At 68.9% G+C, this 16045-nt stretch carries 12 protein-coding genes and 1 pseudogene; 7 read left to right on the top strand and 6 right to left on the bottom strand.

The genetic code is table 11. The features are described 5' to 3' along the window. Positions 1-74: 74 nt before the first annotated feature. The 3 genes from OG470_RS20035 to OG470_RS20025 all read left to right on the top strand — a co-directional run bounded on the left by OG470_RS20035 (position 75) and on the right by OG470_RS20025 (position 1775). The gene (locus OG470_RS20035) at positions 75-749 is read left to right on the top strand and encodes a cytidylate kinase family protein (protein ID WP_328414401.1); all 675 of its coding nucleotides are present in this window, start codon (positions 75-77) and stop codon (positions 747-749) included. Positions 750-936: 187 nt separating this feature from the next. Beyond that, positions 937-1410: an endonuclease/exonuclease/phosphatase family protein gene (locus OG470_RS20030; protein WP_328414399.1), complete on the top strand. Its 474-nt coding sequence runs from the start codon at positions 937-939 to the stop codon at positions 1408-1410. Continuing rightward, on the top strand, positions 1407-1775 hold the full coding sequence (locus tag OG470_RS20025; protein WP_328414397.1) for a hypothetical protein: 369 nt from the start codon (positions 1407-1409) through the stop codon (positions 1773-1775). The genes OG470_RS20030 and OG470_RS20025 overlap by 4 nt, the downstream gene beginning before the upstream one ends. Before the next feature lie 59 nt (positions 1776-1834). Here OG470_RS20025 and OG470_RS20020 read toward each other — a convergent pair whose 3' ends face one another. Continuing rightward, on the bottom strand, positions 1835-3976 hold the full coding sequence (locus OG470_RS20020) for a sialate O-acetylesterase (RefSeq protein ID WP_328414395.1): 2142 nt from the start codon (positions 3974-3976) through the stop codon (positions 1835-1837). 321 nt (positions 3977-4297) lie between these two features. Between OG470_RS20020 and OG470_RS20015 the strand changes: the two are divergent. Both OG470_RS20015 and OG470_RS20010 read left to right on the top strand, forming a co-directional pair. Then, positions 4298-4633, top strand: a pseudogene (locus OG470_RS20015) (integrase core domain-containing protein); the annotation flags it as partial. Positions 4634-5415: 782 nt separating this feature from the next. Continuing rightward, the gene (locus OG470_RS20010; RefSeq protein WP_328414393.1) at positions 5416-5790 is read left to right on the top strand and encodes a diacylglycerol/lipid kinase family protein; all 375 of its coding nucleotides are present in this window, start codon (positions 5416-5418) and stop codon (positions 5788-5790) included. Positions 5791-5883: 93 nt separating this feature from the next. Here the strand turns inward: OG470_RS20010 and OG470_RS20005 are convergent, their stop codons facing one another. Both OG470_RS20005 and OG470_RS20000 read right to left on the bottom strand, forming a co-directional pair. Continuing rightward, positions 5884-6948, bottom strand: coding sequence for a glycoside hydrolase family 26 protein (locus OG470_RS20005; RefSeq protein WP_328414391.1), 1065 nt, complete (start codon positions 6946-6948; stop codon positions 5884-5886). Then, the gene (locus OG470_RS20000; RefSeq protein ID WP_328414390.1) at positions 6935-9874 is read right to left on the bottom strand and encodes a glycosyl hydrolase family 28-related protein; all 2940 of its coding nucleotides are present in this window, start codon (positions 9872-9874) and stop codon (positions 6935-6937) included. Before OG470_RS20000 ends, OG470_RS20005 begins: the two co-directional genes overlap by 14 nt. Before the next feature lie 343 nt (positions 9875-10217). Here OG470_RS20000 and OG470_RS19995 point away from each other — a divergent pair, with 343 nt between their 5' ends. Further along, the gene (locus OG470_RS19995) at positions 10218-11291 is read left to right on the top strand and encodes a LacI family DNA-binding transcriptional regulator (protein ID WP_328414388.1); all 1074 of its coding nucleotides are present in this window, start codon (positions 10218-10220) and stop codon (positions 11289-11291) included. On the opposite strand, the gene OG470_RS19990 is transcribed toward OG470_RS19995, so the two are convergent. Further along, positions 11265-12512: a putative N-acetylmannosamine-6-phosphate 2-epimerase gene (locus OG470_RS19990; protein WP_328414386.1), complete on the bottom strand. Its 1248-nt coding sequence runs from the start codon at positions 12510-12512 to the stop codon at positions 11265-11267. The two genes, OG470_RS19995 and OG470_RS19990, sit on opposite strands and share 27 nt — an antisense overlap. A 33-nt stretch (positions 12513-12545) precedes the next feature. Between OG470_RS19990 and OG470_RS19985 the strand changes: the two genes are divergently transcribed. Beyond that, complete coding sequence (locus OG470_RS19985) at positions 12546-12773, top strand: dienelactone hydrolase family protein (protein WP_328414385.1); 228 nt, start codon at positions 12546-12548, stop codon at positions 12771-12773. Positions 12774-12840: 67 nt separating this feature from the next. Here the strand turns inward: OG470_RS19985 and OG470_RS19980 are convergent, their stop codons facing one another. Both OG470_RS19980 and OG470_RS19975 read right to left on the bottom strand, forming a co-directional pair. Then, a complete protein-coding gene (locus tag OG470_RS19980) occupies positions 12841-15360 on the bottom strand; it encodes a S8 family serine peptidase (RefSeq protein WP_328414383.1) in 2520 nt (839 codons plus the stop codon). 30 nt (positions 15361-15390) lie between these two features. Further along, positions 15391-15969 carry a hypothetical protein gene (locus OG470_RS19975; protein WP_328414381.1) on the bottom strand — a complete coding sequence of 193 codons (579 nt, stop codon included), beginning with the start codon at positions 15967-15969 and terminating at the stop codon, positions 15391-15393. Positions 15970-16045 lie beyond the last annotated feature (76 nt).

Raw genomic sequence — 16045 nt, 5'->3', positions numbered from 1 at the left:
CGCGCGCGAAGAACCTGGCGCGCATAAGGTCGGCTCGACATGGCGACCTTCGCGAGACTAGGACGGAGCAGGACATGGACCAAGGCAGCCGCGACGAGTTGCTCGGCCGCCTGGCTGAGGCAGTCGGGGCCGTCACAGTCCCACATCCGACGCGGGTTGCCATCGACGGACCGCCCGCCGCAGGCAAGACGACGCTCGCCGACGAACTGGCCGTCGCCTTGCGCATACAGGGTCGCGACGTCATCCGCGCGACGATCGACGATTTCCTCTTCCCACGGGCACAGCGCTATCCGCGCGGCGAGTACTCGGCCGAAGGCTGCTACTTCGACGCCCACGACTACGACGCGCTGAACCGGGTTCTGCTCGATCCGCTCGGCCCAAGCGGAGATCGACGCTTCCAACACGCGGTCTACGACCGCACCGCGGATACTGCGCTGTCGCCGCCGGTCATGACTGCCCCCGCCGACGCCGTGCTGATCTTCGACGGCGTCTTCCTCATGCGCCCGGAACTGATTGATCGGTGGGACCTGCGCATCTTCGTGTCGACCGCCCTCGACAAGACTGTGGATCGTGCCGTGATCCGAGAGCGCCGGGTGTTAACTCGGGCCGACGTCGAACGGCGCTGGCGCGAGCGTTACATCCCCTCCCAACAGCTCTACTTCGCCACGGTCCGCCCGACCGATCACGCCAACATCATCGTGCACAACGACGAGCCCCAGCAGCCGGTCTGGGAAACCCAAACACACTGACCGCGCTCCGTTCGGCTACTTAGTCCACGTCGACGTCGGCGGCGGCCTGGGGCTGCTCACCTGCCACCTCAAGTCAAAGCTGCTGACCTACCCCAACGGCCGCCGGTACCCGAAGTACGAAGACGAACGCGCCCGGGGCGCCGGATACGCCCTGCTGCGGCGCGCCGCCGAAGCCGTCGCCGTCCGCGTGCAGCTCAACAAGGTCATGACCGCCTCCGCCACCAGCGGCGAACCCGGAACACCCACCGTCGTCTGCGGGGACCTCAACGACGGGCCCGACGCCGTCACCACCACCCTGCTCGCCGGCCCCGACGACGGAGACATCGACCGGCCCGACAAGGGCGACCCCGTCCGGCTGTACAACCTCGCCCCGCTCCTACCTCCCGGACGGGCATACTCACGCATCTACCAAGGACGAGGCGAACTCATCGACCACATCCTCGTCTCCCGCGACCTGCGGCTACGACTCGCCAGCGTCGACAGCCTCGTCGATGACATCGGCTCGATCACCGCATCCACCGAACCCGACGCCCCGCCACCGTCCCCGACCACGCCCCCGTCATCGCCCGCTTCCACGCCTAAGCAGCACCGTTCGAGCTTGAGGCTGACGGAGCCGGCGGGCATTCTGCCTGCCGGCGTAGGTGCTAACGGCCCCGCGTGACCGCCATCTGGGGCTCCGACGCGACCGGCAACTGGCAGCCACTTGCGGCAAGTCAGTACCCGGCGGAGCAGGCCTTGCACGACCTGGTCGCTGAAGGCCCGCAGATGCTTCCACTGTCCGGGGCACCGGGCCTGACCGTACTCGGCACGGAGGTACAGCTCGGTACTGGCCGCGCTGACATCGTGGCCGTGGAGTCTTCAGGCCGGCTTGTCGTCGTCGAGGTCAAGCTCGCCGGGAACCCTGAGGCGCGACGCGCGGTGGTTGCCCAAGTGCTCTCCTACGCCGCGTATCTGCAGGGGCTCGACCCCGGCTACCTCGAGTCGACCACCCTCGGCGCATCCCTTCGGTCTTCCGGCCGGTCGTAGGAGGAACGGCGCGGACCACCACCCGGTGGCTCGCGCCGTTCCATCCGATCGGCTGCCGGTTAGGTGAGTGGCAGGTTGTGGAAGGTGAGCAGGCCGCTGCCCGTCGCGTTGACGATCCACGGGCCGGCGCGCAGGTGGCTGAGGTAGCTCACGCCGGTCGCCCCGTCGGCTGGCGCGGAGAGGGTCAGCACGAGCCGGCCGCCCGCCCGGTACTCGACGCCGGTGACGGTGGCCGTGCTGCCGTTGACCCGGAAGTCGGCGGCGACGCCGGGGTCGACGGTGAGCGGGTCGTCGCTGCGCAGGTGCACGGTCACCTCGGTGCGTTCCGGGTTGGAGAACGTCGCGGCGCTCGGGTTGGGTGGTGCCACGCCCTCGCTCGGGCCGTGGTAGAGGTCGCGGGCCACGACGGCGAACGTGTGGTCGCCCATCTCGCGGTAGCCCTGCTCCCAGGCGTAGTGGCACCCGTCGTGGCCGGACAGGCCGTTGGTGGAGAGCAGGGTCACGCCGTGCGTGTCGCCCATCTGCCGCTGCGCCTCCCGCAGTGCGCCGGTGGTGCTGTTGCTGCAGGGGGAGGTGCGGACCTGGTAGACGAAGTACCGGGTGCCGTCGGCGATGCCGGTGCCGATGTCGCTGCGCCAGTCGGTCAGCAGCGCGGTGAACCCGGTGACGTGGACGGCGGCGTTGTCGCTGTCGGACTCGCCCTGGTACCAGAGCAGCCCGCGCACGTCGGCCCGTACCCCGGCGGCGTCCAGCCGTTGCCGCAGCCGGCCGTAGTTGGTGGTGACGGCGTCGGGGTTGGCGTCGTTGCGCTGGAAGAACGAGATCGGTTGGCCGCCGTGGCCGCCGTTGACGACGGCTACCGGCACGCCGTAGGTGTCCACGATCCGGCGGGTCATGCGGATGCCCCACTGGCCGATGGAACCGGGCTGGTTGGTGACCTCGCTGCCGGCGTAGTTCCAGCTGCGTTCCGCCGTAGACAGGACGGGGTCCGCGGTGGGTGAGCCGTAGCTGCGGATGAACGGTGACTCCTCCCCTGCGGACGAGCCCCGGTACACGGCGGCGACCGCGTTGGACTGGCCCTGGATGACGTAGACGTCGCCCGCCAGGACGCCCTCCCACAGGCCGGCCCGGCGGGTCACGCCGGAGCCGAGCGCGCGCAGCTCGAACCGGTATTCGCGCAGGGCGGCATCGATGCGCGGGCTGAAGGAGAAGTCCCGCCGGTCGGTGACCGGCGAGGTGTACGTCCACTCGTCGGCGCCGCTGGTCACCTTCAGCTGTACCGCCTTGACCCGTGGATCGCTGATCATCCCGGAGACCGGCACGGTGGCGGTGTTCGAGGCGTCCCGCGGGTAGAGCTGGCGGTCCCGTGGGCGCTGGTCAAGGGTGAGCACGGAGGGTCGGGCGTACACGGTCAGCCGGCGCTGGGTGAAGGTGCCGGCGTTCCCGGCGAAGGTCCAGTCCGGGTGCCCGGTGGGTGCGGAGCCGATGCCGAGCGAGAGCGGCGCGCCGGTCGAGGTGAAGGTGTTAACCGCGAAGACGGTGCGGGGCGCCGCCGGGGACGGGCGGGTGGCGCCGACCTGGTGCACCTGGAACGACCCGTACCCGCCGGACGAGTTCACGGTGTCGTCGGCGTCGTAGGCGCTCGGCGAGGCACCGGAGATCTGCCGGGAGCCGCCAGTGCTGTACGTGTGGGGCCACATCTCCACGTAGCCGGCCAGGTCGGTGCCGGTGGTGACGCCGGGGACGTTGGAGGCGACCTCCAGGTCGTTGACCCGCTGTCGGGTGATCTCCCCGCTGCGGGTCGGCAGGCCGAGCCGGCGCGCGTCGGTGGTGAACGGTGTCATGGCTGTCCACACCCACTGCGGACCGGCCGGGGTGGTCAGCTCGAGGCAGTACCCGACGCGGTCAAAGCCGGCGGCGACGTCTGCCGTGCGGTCAAACGTGTACGGCGGGGTCTGGTTGAGCCAGCTGGCCCGCTCGGGCAGGTCCAGGCCGAGGACGGGGGTGAAGTCGGCCATGCCGTCGACGTTGGCGGCACACGACGTGCCGTCGATCGGCGTGTCGGCGGTGGGCGCGGGGCTGGCGCTGGCGCCGGGTGGTTGGCCGAAGATCACGGCGACGGTGGACAGGAGGAGGCTGGCTGCAGCGGTGGCGGCACGGCGCGCGTTGCGCGTCCGTTGGGGACGGTGTGGATGGGGCATGACTCGGACCTCCAGCAGGTCGGGTAGGTCGGGTCCGCCGGAACGGCGTGGCTCATGCCTAGCTGTCGATATTCATAATCGGCAATGCATTTGCGACGAACGGTTGGATCCTCGCGGCGGAGCGGCACATGAAGGCGACGAGCGGGTGACCGGTTGCCCGGTCTGGCGCGCGCGTACCGGGTGGGTCAGGAGCGCGATGACCGCAGACGGCAGCGCCGACGAGGTGACGACGGAGCCCGCTGAGCGCTGCTCCTCACCCATCCAGCGGTCCCTGCGGAGCTGTCCTTCTCATGACGGATGGCCCGGCGCGCCGACCTGGCCGGCTTGGTCCACCACTCCGACAGGGGTATCCAATATCGGGCGATTCGCTACACGCAGCGGCTGGCCGAGGCTGGCGCCGTCGCGTCGGTCGGCTCGGTCGGCGACTCGTACGACAACGCGATGGCCGAGGCGTTCAACTCTCTGTTCAAGGCCGAACTCGTGCGCAACAAGGGCCCCTGGCGTGGGATCGACGACCTGGAGATCGCGGCCGTCGAGTACATCGACTGGTACAACAACCGACGCTTACACGGCGAGCTCGGGCACGTCCCGCCCGCCGAGTACGGAGCCCTACACACGATGACCCGTCCGGTCAACGCAACCCCGAAAACCAGATAATCCCGTCTCCATCAAACCCGGGGCTTGACAATCCTCGAGCGACTCGGCACCGACCACGGGAGGTGGCAACGTCCCGCACCCGCCTTGCCCAACGATGCGCATGGATGACAAACCTGGTTGCCGACCCCGGTAAATGGGGGGTTTTCGGGGGGCGGTTCAAAACCCCATAGACAAACTTAAAGCCCTGACCAGCGTTTCCGCTGGTCAGGGCTTTTTGTCTGTCGGGACGGCCGGATTCGAACCGACGACCCCTTGACCCCCAGGACGATTCGCCACACGCCCATGCACGTCAAACACGCTATGCCCATGATCAAGGCGTGCTCCCGACGGCGCACCGCTTAGCATCGCGCACCACGTGTGGTCCCCAGATGTCGGAACCTGGCGACGGCAGCCCCGGTTTAGGAAGTGTCGATACGCTGCCGCATCGCGGGTCCATCACCAGACTTGGCCTGCGCTACCCGCCGTGGTCCCCTGCACCGAACCTGACCGCAGCTGGCTCCCGCCGACCGCCCAATCGGGCACGGCACCGGCCTTGCAAAGATCAAGCCCGTTGTCGGCTGGCCTCGATGGCGGCCGTTGACCTGCACGGCTTGTCGGTTGCCGCCGCTTCTCACCCGCACCCGTCGGGCAGAAGCTGCACGACTGCCGGGGCCCTCTACCAGCACTTCACCGGCCGGTGGGCGATCCTGACCGAGGTCACCGCCGCACCGGCGGCCGCCAGCAGGACCGCCGCATCGACATGCTGCTGGTGCACCCGGACCGGCGTACCGAGGCGCGGGCCAGTGCCCCGGCCTGTGCGCGGCGAACTCGTCCGCACCCGGATCACGGTCGACGGCGCGGACTGGTTCGACGGCGAGGCGAGCTGCGTGCTCTTCGGCAACGTGGGCACGATCACCGGCGGCATCCGGGCGTTCGACGACTCCCGTCCCGACGACGGCTGCCTGGAGATCGGCGTGTCCACCGCCGACGGCGCGGTGGACTGGACGCGCACCCTCGGCCGGATGGCCGCCGGCCGCACCGAGGAGTCGCCGTTCGTACGGATCACCCGGGGCCGCAAGATCAAGGTCCGGCTCGCCGCGCCGCGCACGTACGAGCTGGACGGCGGCGCCGCGGCGGCACCACCCGGCTCAAGGTGCGGGTGGTGCCCGGCGCGCTGACCCTCTGCTGCCCCGGACCCGTCTGCTGAGCCCCGGGGCGGTCCGGCGTCGACCGTTCGTCGGCACCGGCCCGCCCCGACGGGACCGCACCGGTTACCGGCGGGCGCCCGGGCGCGGCAGGAAGTACGGGTCGTGCACCAGCTGGCGCAGTGCGGCCTCCGTACGGGGATTGCCCGGCAGGACCCAGTCGGTCTCGCCACTGCCCCTGGAATCGAAGTACACCATCGCCCGTACCAGTGGGAACGTCGTCCGCAGGTCCGTCCGGGCCTGGCGCAGCCAGTCAGCCTGCACCCCGGGTGCGGTGTCGTTGACGCCGACCTCGGCGAGGATCATCGGCTTGTCGTGCCGGATCCCGAAGTCGTAGAACCAGGGGAACAGCTCGGTCAGCGGTGCGTGATCGTTGCTCGGGCGGGCGTACCCGTCGGCGCCGACCCAGTCGACCATCGAGTCGCCGGGCCAGAAGGACGAGACCCGCCCGGTCCTGAAGGCCAGCCAGGTCGGGCAGAAGACGAACGCGACGTTGTCGGCGCGTTCCTCCCGGAAGATCGTCCGGACCCGGCGCCACGCCTCCTTGAAGGTCGCCGGGGTGTAGCCGCGCTGCGGCAGGTCCATCTCCCAGGTGAAGCGCAGCAGCACCGGCTGCCGCAGGGCCCGCAGCCATCCCGCCTGTTGCCGAACCAGTTCATCGTTGACGCCCTGCGCGGTCGCGGCCAGCACGCTCTGCGGGCCGGCGCCCCAGGAGAGCAGCGGGGTACGCCCTCGGGCGATGTCGTCGGTGAGCCGGTCGGTGCGGAACGTCTGGTCCCAGTGCTGGAAGGAGTGGTCGATGCCGAGCAGCTCATGGGTCACCGACTCCAGCGCCTCCGGTTCGGAGATCCCCGGGTCGCGGTCCGGATCGTGCTTGACGAAGGCGCCGAAGAGGGCCCCGGCAGCCGGGACGAGCGACGCCGCCGGAACCACCTCCGACTGATCGACCGTAGTCGGACCGACGCCGATCGGGTCGGTGCCTGCTGCGGTTCCGCCGGTGGTCGGGTCGGTCGCGCCGGCGGTGGCCGGAAGCGCCGGTAACAGCGTCGATCCCGCCGCGGCGGCCAGCAGACCCCGGCCGATCGCGCGCCGGCTTACCCGGCTGGTTCGCCACGGTTCAGCGGATGCCATGGATCTCCACCTCGAAGACTCGGGCCAACCCGTCGGTCGGGCTGGGTTCGGTGAACACGAGGCGGACCTGCCGGATCCCGGCCGGCGCGCCGCTGAGGTCGACCTGGGCCGGGCTGGCGGTGTTCGCCCCGGCGGACCCGATGGTCGTCCAGGCCCCGTCGACCAGGGCCTCCACCCGGAAGGCCCGCACCCGCAGGCTCTCCGAGCCGGCCACTCCGCTGTAGAGGTCGAGCCGTTGGAGGTCCGCCGGCCCACCGAGATCCAGGGTGAGCGTCGGCGCCGGGTCCACTGAGCCAGAGATCCAGCGGGCTCCGGTCCGGTTGCCGTCCACCGCGTTGCCCGCGACGTTGCCGGAGAGGACCGAACTGGCCTGCACGGCGGCGCCCCGGGCGAGGTTCTCCCCGGTCACGCGCACCCGCAGGGTCTGCGGAATCTCCTGCCGCTCACCGCCCCGGGTGAACGAGACGGTCAACCGGACCGTGCCGTCGGTCACCGCGTCGGTGGGGACCCGCACGCTGACCGCGACCGGCGTGGTCGCGCCCACGGGCAGTCTCGTGGCCTCCGGGCGCGCCTGCGCCTGCCAGCCGGCCGGCGCCTCGGCGTCGACCGCCAGGCCGGTGACCGGGCCGGGGCCGTCGTTGCGTACCCGCAGCACGGTGCTGCCGGACCGGCCGGGCAGGACCCGGATCTCCGGCGTGTCCAGCGCGATGTGGGCGCCGGCCGGGGTGGGCGTCGTACCGGTCACCCCGACCCCCAGGTACGCCACCTCGATCTCGGGTACGGTCCGGCCGGTCGCCACGTCGGCGATGGTGGCGCCCCACCGGGTGTTGACCACGTTGTCCGGCCGGTAGCCCCGGGTGCCCCGGATCACGATCCCGGTGCTGTTGCGCAGCCCCACCGCGTACGGGTACGGGCCCTGCACCGTGGCCACCCGGAAGAAGACCGTGTTGCCGAACAGGACATCGTGCACGTCGTCCAGTTCGACGGCCTGGGAGCGCCAGCCGTAGATGTGGTCCTCGGTCTGGAGCGCGTGCAGTTCCCAGTTGCGGACCCGGCGCAGCACGACCTCGCGGTGCTCGTGGTGCTCGACGGAGACCTCGTACATCTGGCCGCGCACCGAGGTGTCCTCGACCAGGAAGCCGTTGTCGGCCCAGCCGGCGACGCTCCAGATGTTGGCGAAGGTGCCGCCACCGCCCTGCACCCAGAAGCTGTACTTGTGCCTGCCGCGGTACTGGTAACCGGGGTCACCGGCGCCGGGATCGCCGGGCTCGGTCCGCTCCGGATGCCACTTCACGAACTGCGTGGCGATGTCGGCGAGGTAGCTCTGCGCGCCGGAGCGCCAGTGCACGTGCACCGAGCCCGCGGTCTGCTGCGCGGAGTCCAGGCCGAGGCCGGTCACCTGGTTCCTCCCGCCGAGGGGGGTCTGGATCATCGCCTTCGGCTGGTCCGGGTCGGTGAATCCGGCGGCACTGTCCGGCAGCTTCAGCCAGGTCTGCCGGGGATGCAGGCCGATCAGGTTGCTCTGTGGCCGGAGCCGCAGGGTGTTCCCGATCAGGTACTGCCCCATCGGCACGTACACGGTGTCGTGCTCGTCGATGGCCTGCTGGAAGATGGCGTAGTCGTCGCTGGTGCCGGTGCCGACCGTGACGCCCCTGGCGGCGGCGTAATCGACCACGTTGACCCAACCGCCGGTGGTCGGTGGCAGGGGCGCGTCGGAGCGCAGGAGCCGGGCGAAGCTCGCCGGTGCGGCCGGTGTCGCCGAGACCAGGACGCCGTCGCTGCGCCGCTCGGCGGCGCCCAGCGCGTCGTCGACCCGAAGCCCGAGCGTGGCGTCCCGCACCAGATAGGACGCGCCGGGTCCGGCCCAGGTACGCCCGCTGGGCACGGTGGTCAGCAGCGCGCCGGTCCCGGTGACTCCGGTGTCGACCACGTTGAGCTGGTTCTGGGCGCGGACGAGTTCCGGCTCGCCGCCACCCGGGACGGATTCGCTGTCGTTGAGGGTGATCGCCGACCCGCTGATGTTCTGGAAGACCGAGTCCTGCACGTAGAGGCGCTGGGTCTGGTCGGGGGTGGCGACGATGCCGGTCGGCGAGTCGGCGATGCGGTTGCGGATCAGACTGAGCTTGCTGTCCGTGTGCAGCTTGATGGCCGCCTCGCGCTGGCCGGTGAAGGTGGTGTCCAGCAGGGTGGTCTGCCAGCCGGGCGAGGCGGCGAAGGCCAGCATGCCGACCGTGCCGCCGTGCACGTTGACCCGCTGGATCAGGTTGGCGTTGTGGTCGATCCCGGCGTAGCCCGTACCCACGTGGATGTCGAGGTCCTGCAGGACGAACATCTGCGCGCCGCTGAAGCGTACGGCCACTGCGGCGGGGTTGCCGGGCGCGATCCGGATGTCCAGGTTGATCAGGCCGGTGCCGAAGGTGTCGTTGTTGCCGAAGCTGCGGGGCGTGTCCGGCTGGAACGGCCGGCGCAGTGCGGCGAAGAGGAAGGACTGGTTGCCGTCCTGGAAGCCGGGGGTGGATTCGCCGAGGACGAACTCGGGCCGCTCGGCACCGAACCCGACCAGGCGTACCGAGGCGTGCAGGTCCACCTGCCGGGAGAGGCGGTAACGCCCTTCCGGCACGAAGACCACACCACCGCCGTCCCCGACGGTGACGTCGCGTGCCCCGCCGACGATGTTGCCCAGCCAGTTCCTGCCGCCTCGGCGGGACGCTTCGTCGATGGCGGCCTGCACCGAGGCCGTGTCGTCACCGATTCCGTCGCCGTGCACCGGGAACTGTGCGCTGCCGAGGACGACGGCGGTCGGGTCGGCCGGCATGCTTTGGTAGACCGAGGTCGAGGTGGCCGGCTCGGTGGCGGCTGTCGCCGATTGGGAGACGACTGCCGGCGCCATCGCCGTGGTGGCCAGGAGGAGGGAACCGGCAAGCATGCCGACCCATGCCCGGCCCGGTAAGGGTCGGCGGCCGGCTGCCTGCCGGGGTGGAGCTTGGATCATCTGGTACGCCTTTCCTGCCCTGGTGGGACCGGTCGGCGACCATGTGGTCATGCGCATAACCAGAATGTTTCCGCAGCCTCCAGGTGTCAATAGCCGGTCCGCCAGAATCTGAAACCGCCGCGTAACATTGACAAAATGCGGCTGATGGGCCGACCATTCACGCCAACCCGCTCCCGAGACGTTGCCGTGCGCGATCGTGTGGTCATGCGCATGACCAGCCGGGGCGACGGCCCGGGAGCGGGCCCCGGCCACCGGCGGGGACACGGAGGTGACGACGATGCCAGGCGCCAACGGACGGGCCACCCAGGCCGATGTGGCCCGGGTTGCCGGGGTCAGCCAGGCGACCGTGTCCCTGATCCTCAACGGGGGCGACACGGGCCGCCGACGGGCCGGTGAGCAGACCCGTCGGCGGGTGCTCGACGCCATCCGGATGACCGGGTACGTCGCGAACCCGGCCGCCCAACGCCTGGCCGGGGGACGGACCCGGATCATCGGCGTCTTCACCTACGAGCCGGTCTTCCCGCGCGACAGCCGGGACTTCTACCACCCATTCCTGGTCGGGGTCGAGGCGCAGACCGAGGAGCTCGGATGCGACCTGCTCTTCTTCACCAGCACCCCGTCGCGGGAGGGGCGGCGCCTGCTCGGTGCCGGCTCCCGTCGGCTCGGTATCGCCGACGGTTGCGTCCTGCTCGGCCGGCACGACGACAAGCGCGACCTGGCTGACCTGCTCAGCCGCGACTTCCCCTTCGCCTTCATCGGTCGTCGGGAGTCCGACGCCGGCACCGTGCCGTACGTCGGAGCCGACTACGTGACCGCCACCCGGGAGGTGGTCGAGCGATTGTTCGCCCTCGGCCACGAACGGGTCGGATTCGTCGGTGACCTCCGCCGGGACGAGCCGTCGGTGGACCGCGCGCAGGGCTACCACCAGGCGGTACGGGCCGCCGGGAGCCGTCCGGTCGTGCTGAACGGGACCGGGCTGACCGGCGGCGAGGCGCTCGACCTGATCGGCGAAACCGGGCTCACTGCGGCGGTGGTCTGGCCGTCCGGGTTGGCCCCGGACATCCGGGCGGCGGCGCTGGCCCGGGGGATGTCCGTACCCGGCGATCTGTCGCTGGCACAGCTCGGTGACGTCGAGGACGGCAGCCCGGACGACATCGACTGGACCGGGTTTCGGATTCCTCGCGAGCAGATGGGCGCGGCGGCGGTGCGGCTCCTCTTCGAACAGCTGGTCAGCCCCACCCTGCTGCCCGCCGACGCGCTCCGGCGCAGCCTGCCCTGCACCATCGTGCCCGGCGCCACCACAGGAGCACCGGCCCGCACCCGGTCACGGTCCGGCGGCGGCGTCAGGTGAACCGGCTGCCGCCGGGGTGGCCGGTACCAGGCGACGGGTGATCCACAGCGGCGAGGTGACCGCGTTGCCCATCACCACCGAGTGGGCGCCGGCGGCGAACGCCTGCCCGATCTGTTCGGCGTCGCGGTACCGCCCCTCGGCGATCACCGGCACCGCCAGCGCGCCGGCCAGCCGGGCCACCAGCGTCAGGTCCGGTCCGTCGGTCGGTGGGCTGGCCGGGGTGTAGCCGGAGAGGGTGGTGGCGACGGCGTCCGCACCGGCCCGCACGGCGGCCACGCCCTCCTCGACGGTGGAGACGTCGGCGAGGACCAGCGCGTCGGTGTGCTCCCGGAGCGCGCGGACCGTGTCGGCGAAGCTCCGCCCGTCCGGACGGGGGCGGTCGGTGGCGTCCACGGCGACGATGTGCGCCCCGGCCGCGGCGACGTCGAGCGCGTGCGCCGCCGTCGGGGTGATGAACACCCCGTCGACGCCGTGCTTGTGCAACCCGATGACCGGTACGTCGACGGCGGCGCGGATTGCCGCCACGTCGGCGGTGCCGTTGACCCGGACGGCCACCGCGCCGCCGCGTACCACCGCCGCAGCCACCCGGGCCTGGACGTACGGGTCACGCATCGGGTCGTCCGGTTCGTTCAGCAGCGGCTGGCAGGAGATCACGAGGCCGCCGGCCAGATCGTCGAACACACTCATCATCTCGTCGCGGCGTTGCGGGGCCGGTGGTATGCCCAGGCGGTTGAGGATACGACGGATTGTGGAGGTGCCGATCCGGTGACCGAGGCCGTGTAGTTCGCCTTGGATTCTCTGGTAGCCCCAGCCGGGATTGTCCCGGGCCATCTGCTCAACCAGGGCCACGATAGCCGCGTCAATCGGTGGGCGTCCCGGCCGGTTCGGGTAGGTCCAGTGATGGGCGACCAGCCGCCGATGCCAACGCAGGAGCGTGGCAGGAGTGACGAGCCGGTGCATCCTCACAGCGCGGGGAAGGAGCCTGATCAGAGCGCTGAGCGTGGCCCGGTCGGCCCAATCCAACCGAGGCCTCGGGTTGGCCCGGCGTAGCACCGCGTTCTCATGACGCAGGACGAGGATCTCCATGTCCTTCGCGGCACTGGTCTTGGCGAGCAGGGTCAGCCATTCGGCGAGGCGGCAGAACATGAGGTAGAGCATGCGTAGCGACACGGCAATGGTCCTGCCGGACAGCAGTGCGGACCACCGCGCCTGGTCAACCACGGTAAGCAGGTTTTGGCACCCGACACGATGGGCTTGACCGGGGCACCGTCGGTGTTGGCGTACGCGAGGCTGATGTGCGGTCGCCATCTGGACGTCGAGGCCGCCGGGTTGGAACACGAGATGGTCGTCTTCCCCGGTGTGAACCACGCGTTCTTCAACGACACCGGCCCGAACCACAACGCCAACGCCGCGGCGCAGGCCTACGACCGGGTTCTGTACTGGTTCGGCAGGTTTGTCGACCGTGGCGGTCGGGGCGGCTGAACCTGGGCGAAGGCCTGGCCAGCCAGGCTCAGGCGAACCTGAGCCTGGCTGGCCAGGCCACGTACGGCTAGACGCCGCCGGACCCTGCCCTGGGCAGCGTCCGCACGACGGTCAGCGTCACATCGCCGTCCTGGTAGGACACCCTGAACATGTGGTGGCCCGCGTTCAGGATCCGCCGTTCCGGCAGGGAATGGAAGTTGCCCTGGATCGAGTCGCCCCGCATGATCGTCAGTACCGTGCCCGCAGTGAGGGGCGCGCGAATGTCTAGGGCGAGTTCGCCGTCCAGCACCAGGTCACCCGCGGCCCGCACGCTCGTGTAGTCGTGGTCGCCGGAGATGGTGATGGCGAGGCGACCCGCTCGGCTGACGGTCACGTCGCCGCCGACGTTCAGGACGTTGCCGGGCGCGACGTCGGTGAGGGTGATGGACGCCGCGGACGCCGCTTCCCCGGACGACAGACCGGGCTGCAGCACGCCGCTGTCGACATCGATGCTGCCTGCCACGAAACCGCTGCCGCCGAGCGTGCCGCCCTTGACGTCGATCGAGCTTGCGTGCGAGCCGGTGATCGAAAGCTCACCGCCTTCAACCGTCGTGCCGCCCTCGTAGGTGTCGTCGCCCGTCATGATCAGCGTCCCGGGGCCTTGCTTGGTCAGAGAAGCCGTGTAGAGGTTGTTGTCGATGTTGTTCTGAATGTAGGCCGCGCGCTCGTCCATCCATTCCTTGCGCCACTTGACGGCGTCCTCATAGGTGATCTTGTCGTACAACTCGGGATGGCCGTTAGTGATAGCTTGGATGTAAGGATCAGCCAAAATGCCCTGAAGCATGAAGGCCTGTTCGTTAAGCGTGCCGTCCGGGTTCAGCACGTTGGGGCTGAATTCACCGGCGTAGGCAATGCCTTGCTCCTTGTAGCCCGCCAGCCACTCCAGATCTTCCCTTTCCCTTTCCTTGATCGCGATCTGGCTGATGTCGTTCGACCAGACGTCCAGGGGCGCTTTATCCATGTTGTAGGTCATGGGGCTCAGGAGCTGGCCGGGGCCGTACATGCCCTTGGCCAGATCGGGAATCCCCCAGCCCCAGCGTTCGTCCGGAAGACCGTCGGGAGCGGTCCAGGCGATGGATGCCCCGGAGGGGGAGGTTTGCCCGGTGCCGAGGAATCTCACGCCGTCGGACATCTTGTTGTTCGCCGTGGTGAACATCAGCTCACGCACCTGCTTGGCGTCCATGTTCGGATAGCGGGAGAGCAGAACCCCCATCACCGCTGTCGCAACGGGCGTTGCCGGTGACGTGCCGCTTGAGTTTGAATAGTTAGTGTCACCACCGCTGTTCGTGGTCCGAACGCTGTTTGAAGGGGTAGACACGGTCCACCATTTGGCGAGCGCCGCCTCGTTATACCCGAACTGCTTTGTGTATTCGGGATTGGCCGCAGAGGGCGGTTGCACCCCGCCGACGGCTATCCACTGCTTTTCCGCCAAGGAATTGAAGAAGGGATACGCCGGGCGAAAATACGGGTTGCTCCAGTCGTTGTTGCCGGACGACCTTACGTTGACGGTACCGCTGTCCTTGATGGCGTCCCAGATGGCGTCCATAAAAGAACGTCCGGGGTAGTTCGGATTGTATTGAATGCCGCCTTCCGAATAGCTTTTCTTGAAGAAGAAATACTGGTACTCCAGATCCTTCAGGTACTCGTTGGGGATAATGGTCGCCATTGCCGTGGCGCTGGCGCTGTCTTTGCCAGGCAGTTGGTAAGCGTTGGCGAGGTTGCCGTTGACTCCAAGGTCGTTTCCTAAGCCGTCAAAGCGGGTTCTGTCAATAGTCTGGACATAAGAGCCCCAACTGCTGTTGATGACCCGGGCGCCTGCGTCGACCAGGGCCTTATTGGCTGTATGCCAGTACACGTAATCGTGGAAGGGACCGTGGGACTGGGTATCGGAACCGCCGGTCTTGGCAACATACATCTTCGATCCAAAGGCGATGCCGTGCTGGTCTTTACCATCGCGCATGCCGGAGGTAACCCCAAGCATACCGGTCCCGTGCCCGTAGTCACTTGTTCTCGCCTGATCACCGGCCACAGTGAACGGCTCGCCCGCAGTAAACGGGTTCGCCGGGGTTGCTGCGTTACGATACCCGAAGCCGGACGTGCCGTAGACACCCTCCGCTCTCACCGAAGCGATCAGCCCGGTCTGAAATGCTTCGTGTGTAGCCCTGTAGCCCGAATCCATCATGCCCAGCGTGACGCCCTGCCCGCAGTACCCTAGGGCGTAGGCGGTGGACGCGTTTACCGCGACGAGCTGCCATGGGGAATTGACCGCTGTGCCAGGAGTAGAAGGATTATGGCCGGTATAATAACCATATTCCGGCGTTTCCCAACTGGCTTTAGCGGCATCTAGTTCCCCTGGACCCGTGGCGACAAAGCCGGGGTCTTCCGGGTACGCCGGCCCGCCGCCCGTATGGCCAGGGGTCGATGTCGGACCGGTCTTGGACGATGCCGAGGCGAACCCAGCCGGAAAAAACGCGATGCCTACTCCGGCAGCAAGGGTGCCTCCCAGTCGCCGCAGGAACTGCCGCCGACTCGTGGACCTCATGCTCATCTCCGTCTCCTTCCCGATGGGTCGATATCTCTAACGGACCGGGGCGGCCTGTTGCGTCTCAGCCCCATGATCTACACGCGCCGGTCGAGACAAAATAAGGAAACCCTGCCACGTCAGAACGGCGAACTGGAACTCTCCCACGCGTGGCCTCCCTACATGATCACCAATTAGACTGCGACAGAAGTGCCTCGTCAAGAGGGCAACATTTATCCACCAGAAGCGGTTTGAGCGACCGTCTTCCGGCTCATGGAGCAGGGTGCCGATCCGCCGGACCCGCTCCGTCGCCTCGCCCGCCTCGCGGTGCCAGCTCATCCAGTCGCACAGCACCTTGGCGGGGCGCGACATGTACCCGTACGCCATGGCGAAGCCGCCGATGCCGATGTCACCACGGGCGATCAGCCAGCCGCCGCTGGCCAGCAGCAGGAGTGTCCCGGCGGCTTGGACGTGGGTTGCTGCGCGCGGACACCCATGCGTTGTGCCGTATCCGCGCGAGGTCCGCGCCGGCTTGCGGTCGAGTATCGCCGACGACTGGACAAGCTCCCACGCCCTGGCACCCGAGGTACGGGTGAACACCATGAGGCCGATGCGTTCCCGGAAGTACTCGTTCATGGCCTCGGTACTGTCGATGACGCCGTAGCGACCGTGACCATCGGACGGGTGGTCGTATCGTTCTTGTCAAGATCGC

It is taken from the genome of Micromonospora sp. NBC_00389 (assembly GCF_036059255.1).
In the GTDB taxonomy this organism is placed as follows: Bacteria; Actinomycetota; Actinomycetes; order Mycobacteriales; family Micromonosporaceae; genus Micromonospora.
Note: the sequence above shows the minus strand (reverse complement) of the source record. Positions and strands in the feature narration are given on the sequence as shown.

Bases quoted from the DNA above. Each gene is read 5' to 3' on its own strand.
- OG470_RS20035 (WP_328414401.1), top strand. From the start codon at position 75: ATGGACCAAGGCAGCCGCGACGAGTTGCTCGGCCGCCTGGCTGAGGCA.
- OG470_RS20020 (WP_328414395.1), bottom strand. From the start codon at position 3,976: ATGCCCCATCCACACCGTCCCCAACGGACGCGCAACGCGCGCCGTGCC.
- OG470_RS20005 (WP_328414391.1), bottom strand. From the start codon at position 6,948: ATGGCATCCGCTGAACCGTGGCGAACCAGCCGGGTAAGCCGGCGCGCG.
- OG470_RS20000 (WP_328414390.1), bottom strand. From the start codon at position 9,874: ATGCTTGCCGGTTCCCTCCTCCTGGCCACCACGGCGATGGCGCCGGCA.
- OG470_RS19995 (WP_328414388.1), top strand. From the start codon at position 10,218: ATGCCAGGCGCCAACGGACGGGCCACCCAGGCCGATGTGGCCCGGGTT.
- OG470_RS19980 (WP_328414383.1), bottom strand. From the start codon at position 15,360: ATGAGCATGAGGTCCACGAGTCGGCGGCAGTTCCTGCGGCGACTGGGA.
- OG470_RS19975 (WP_328414381.1), bottom strand. From the start codon at position 15,969: ATGAACGAGTACTTCCGGGAACGCATCGGCCTCATGGTGTTCACCCGT.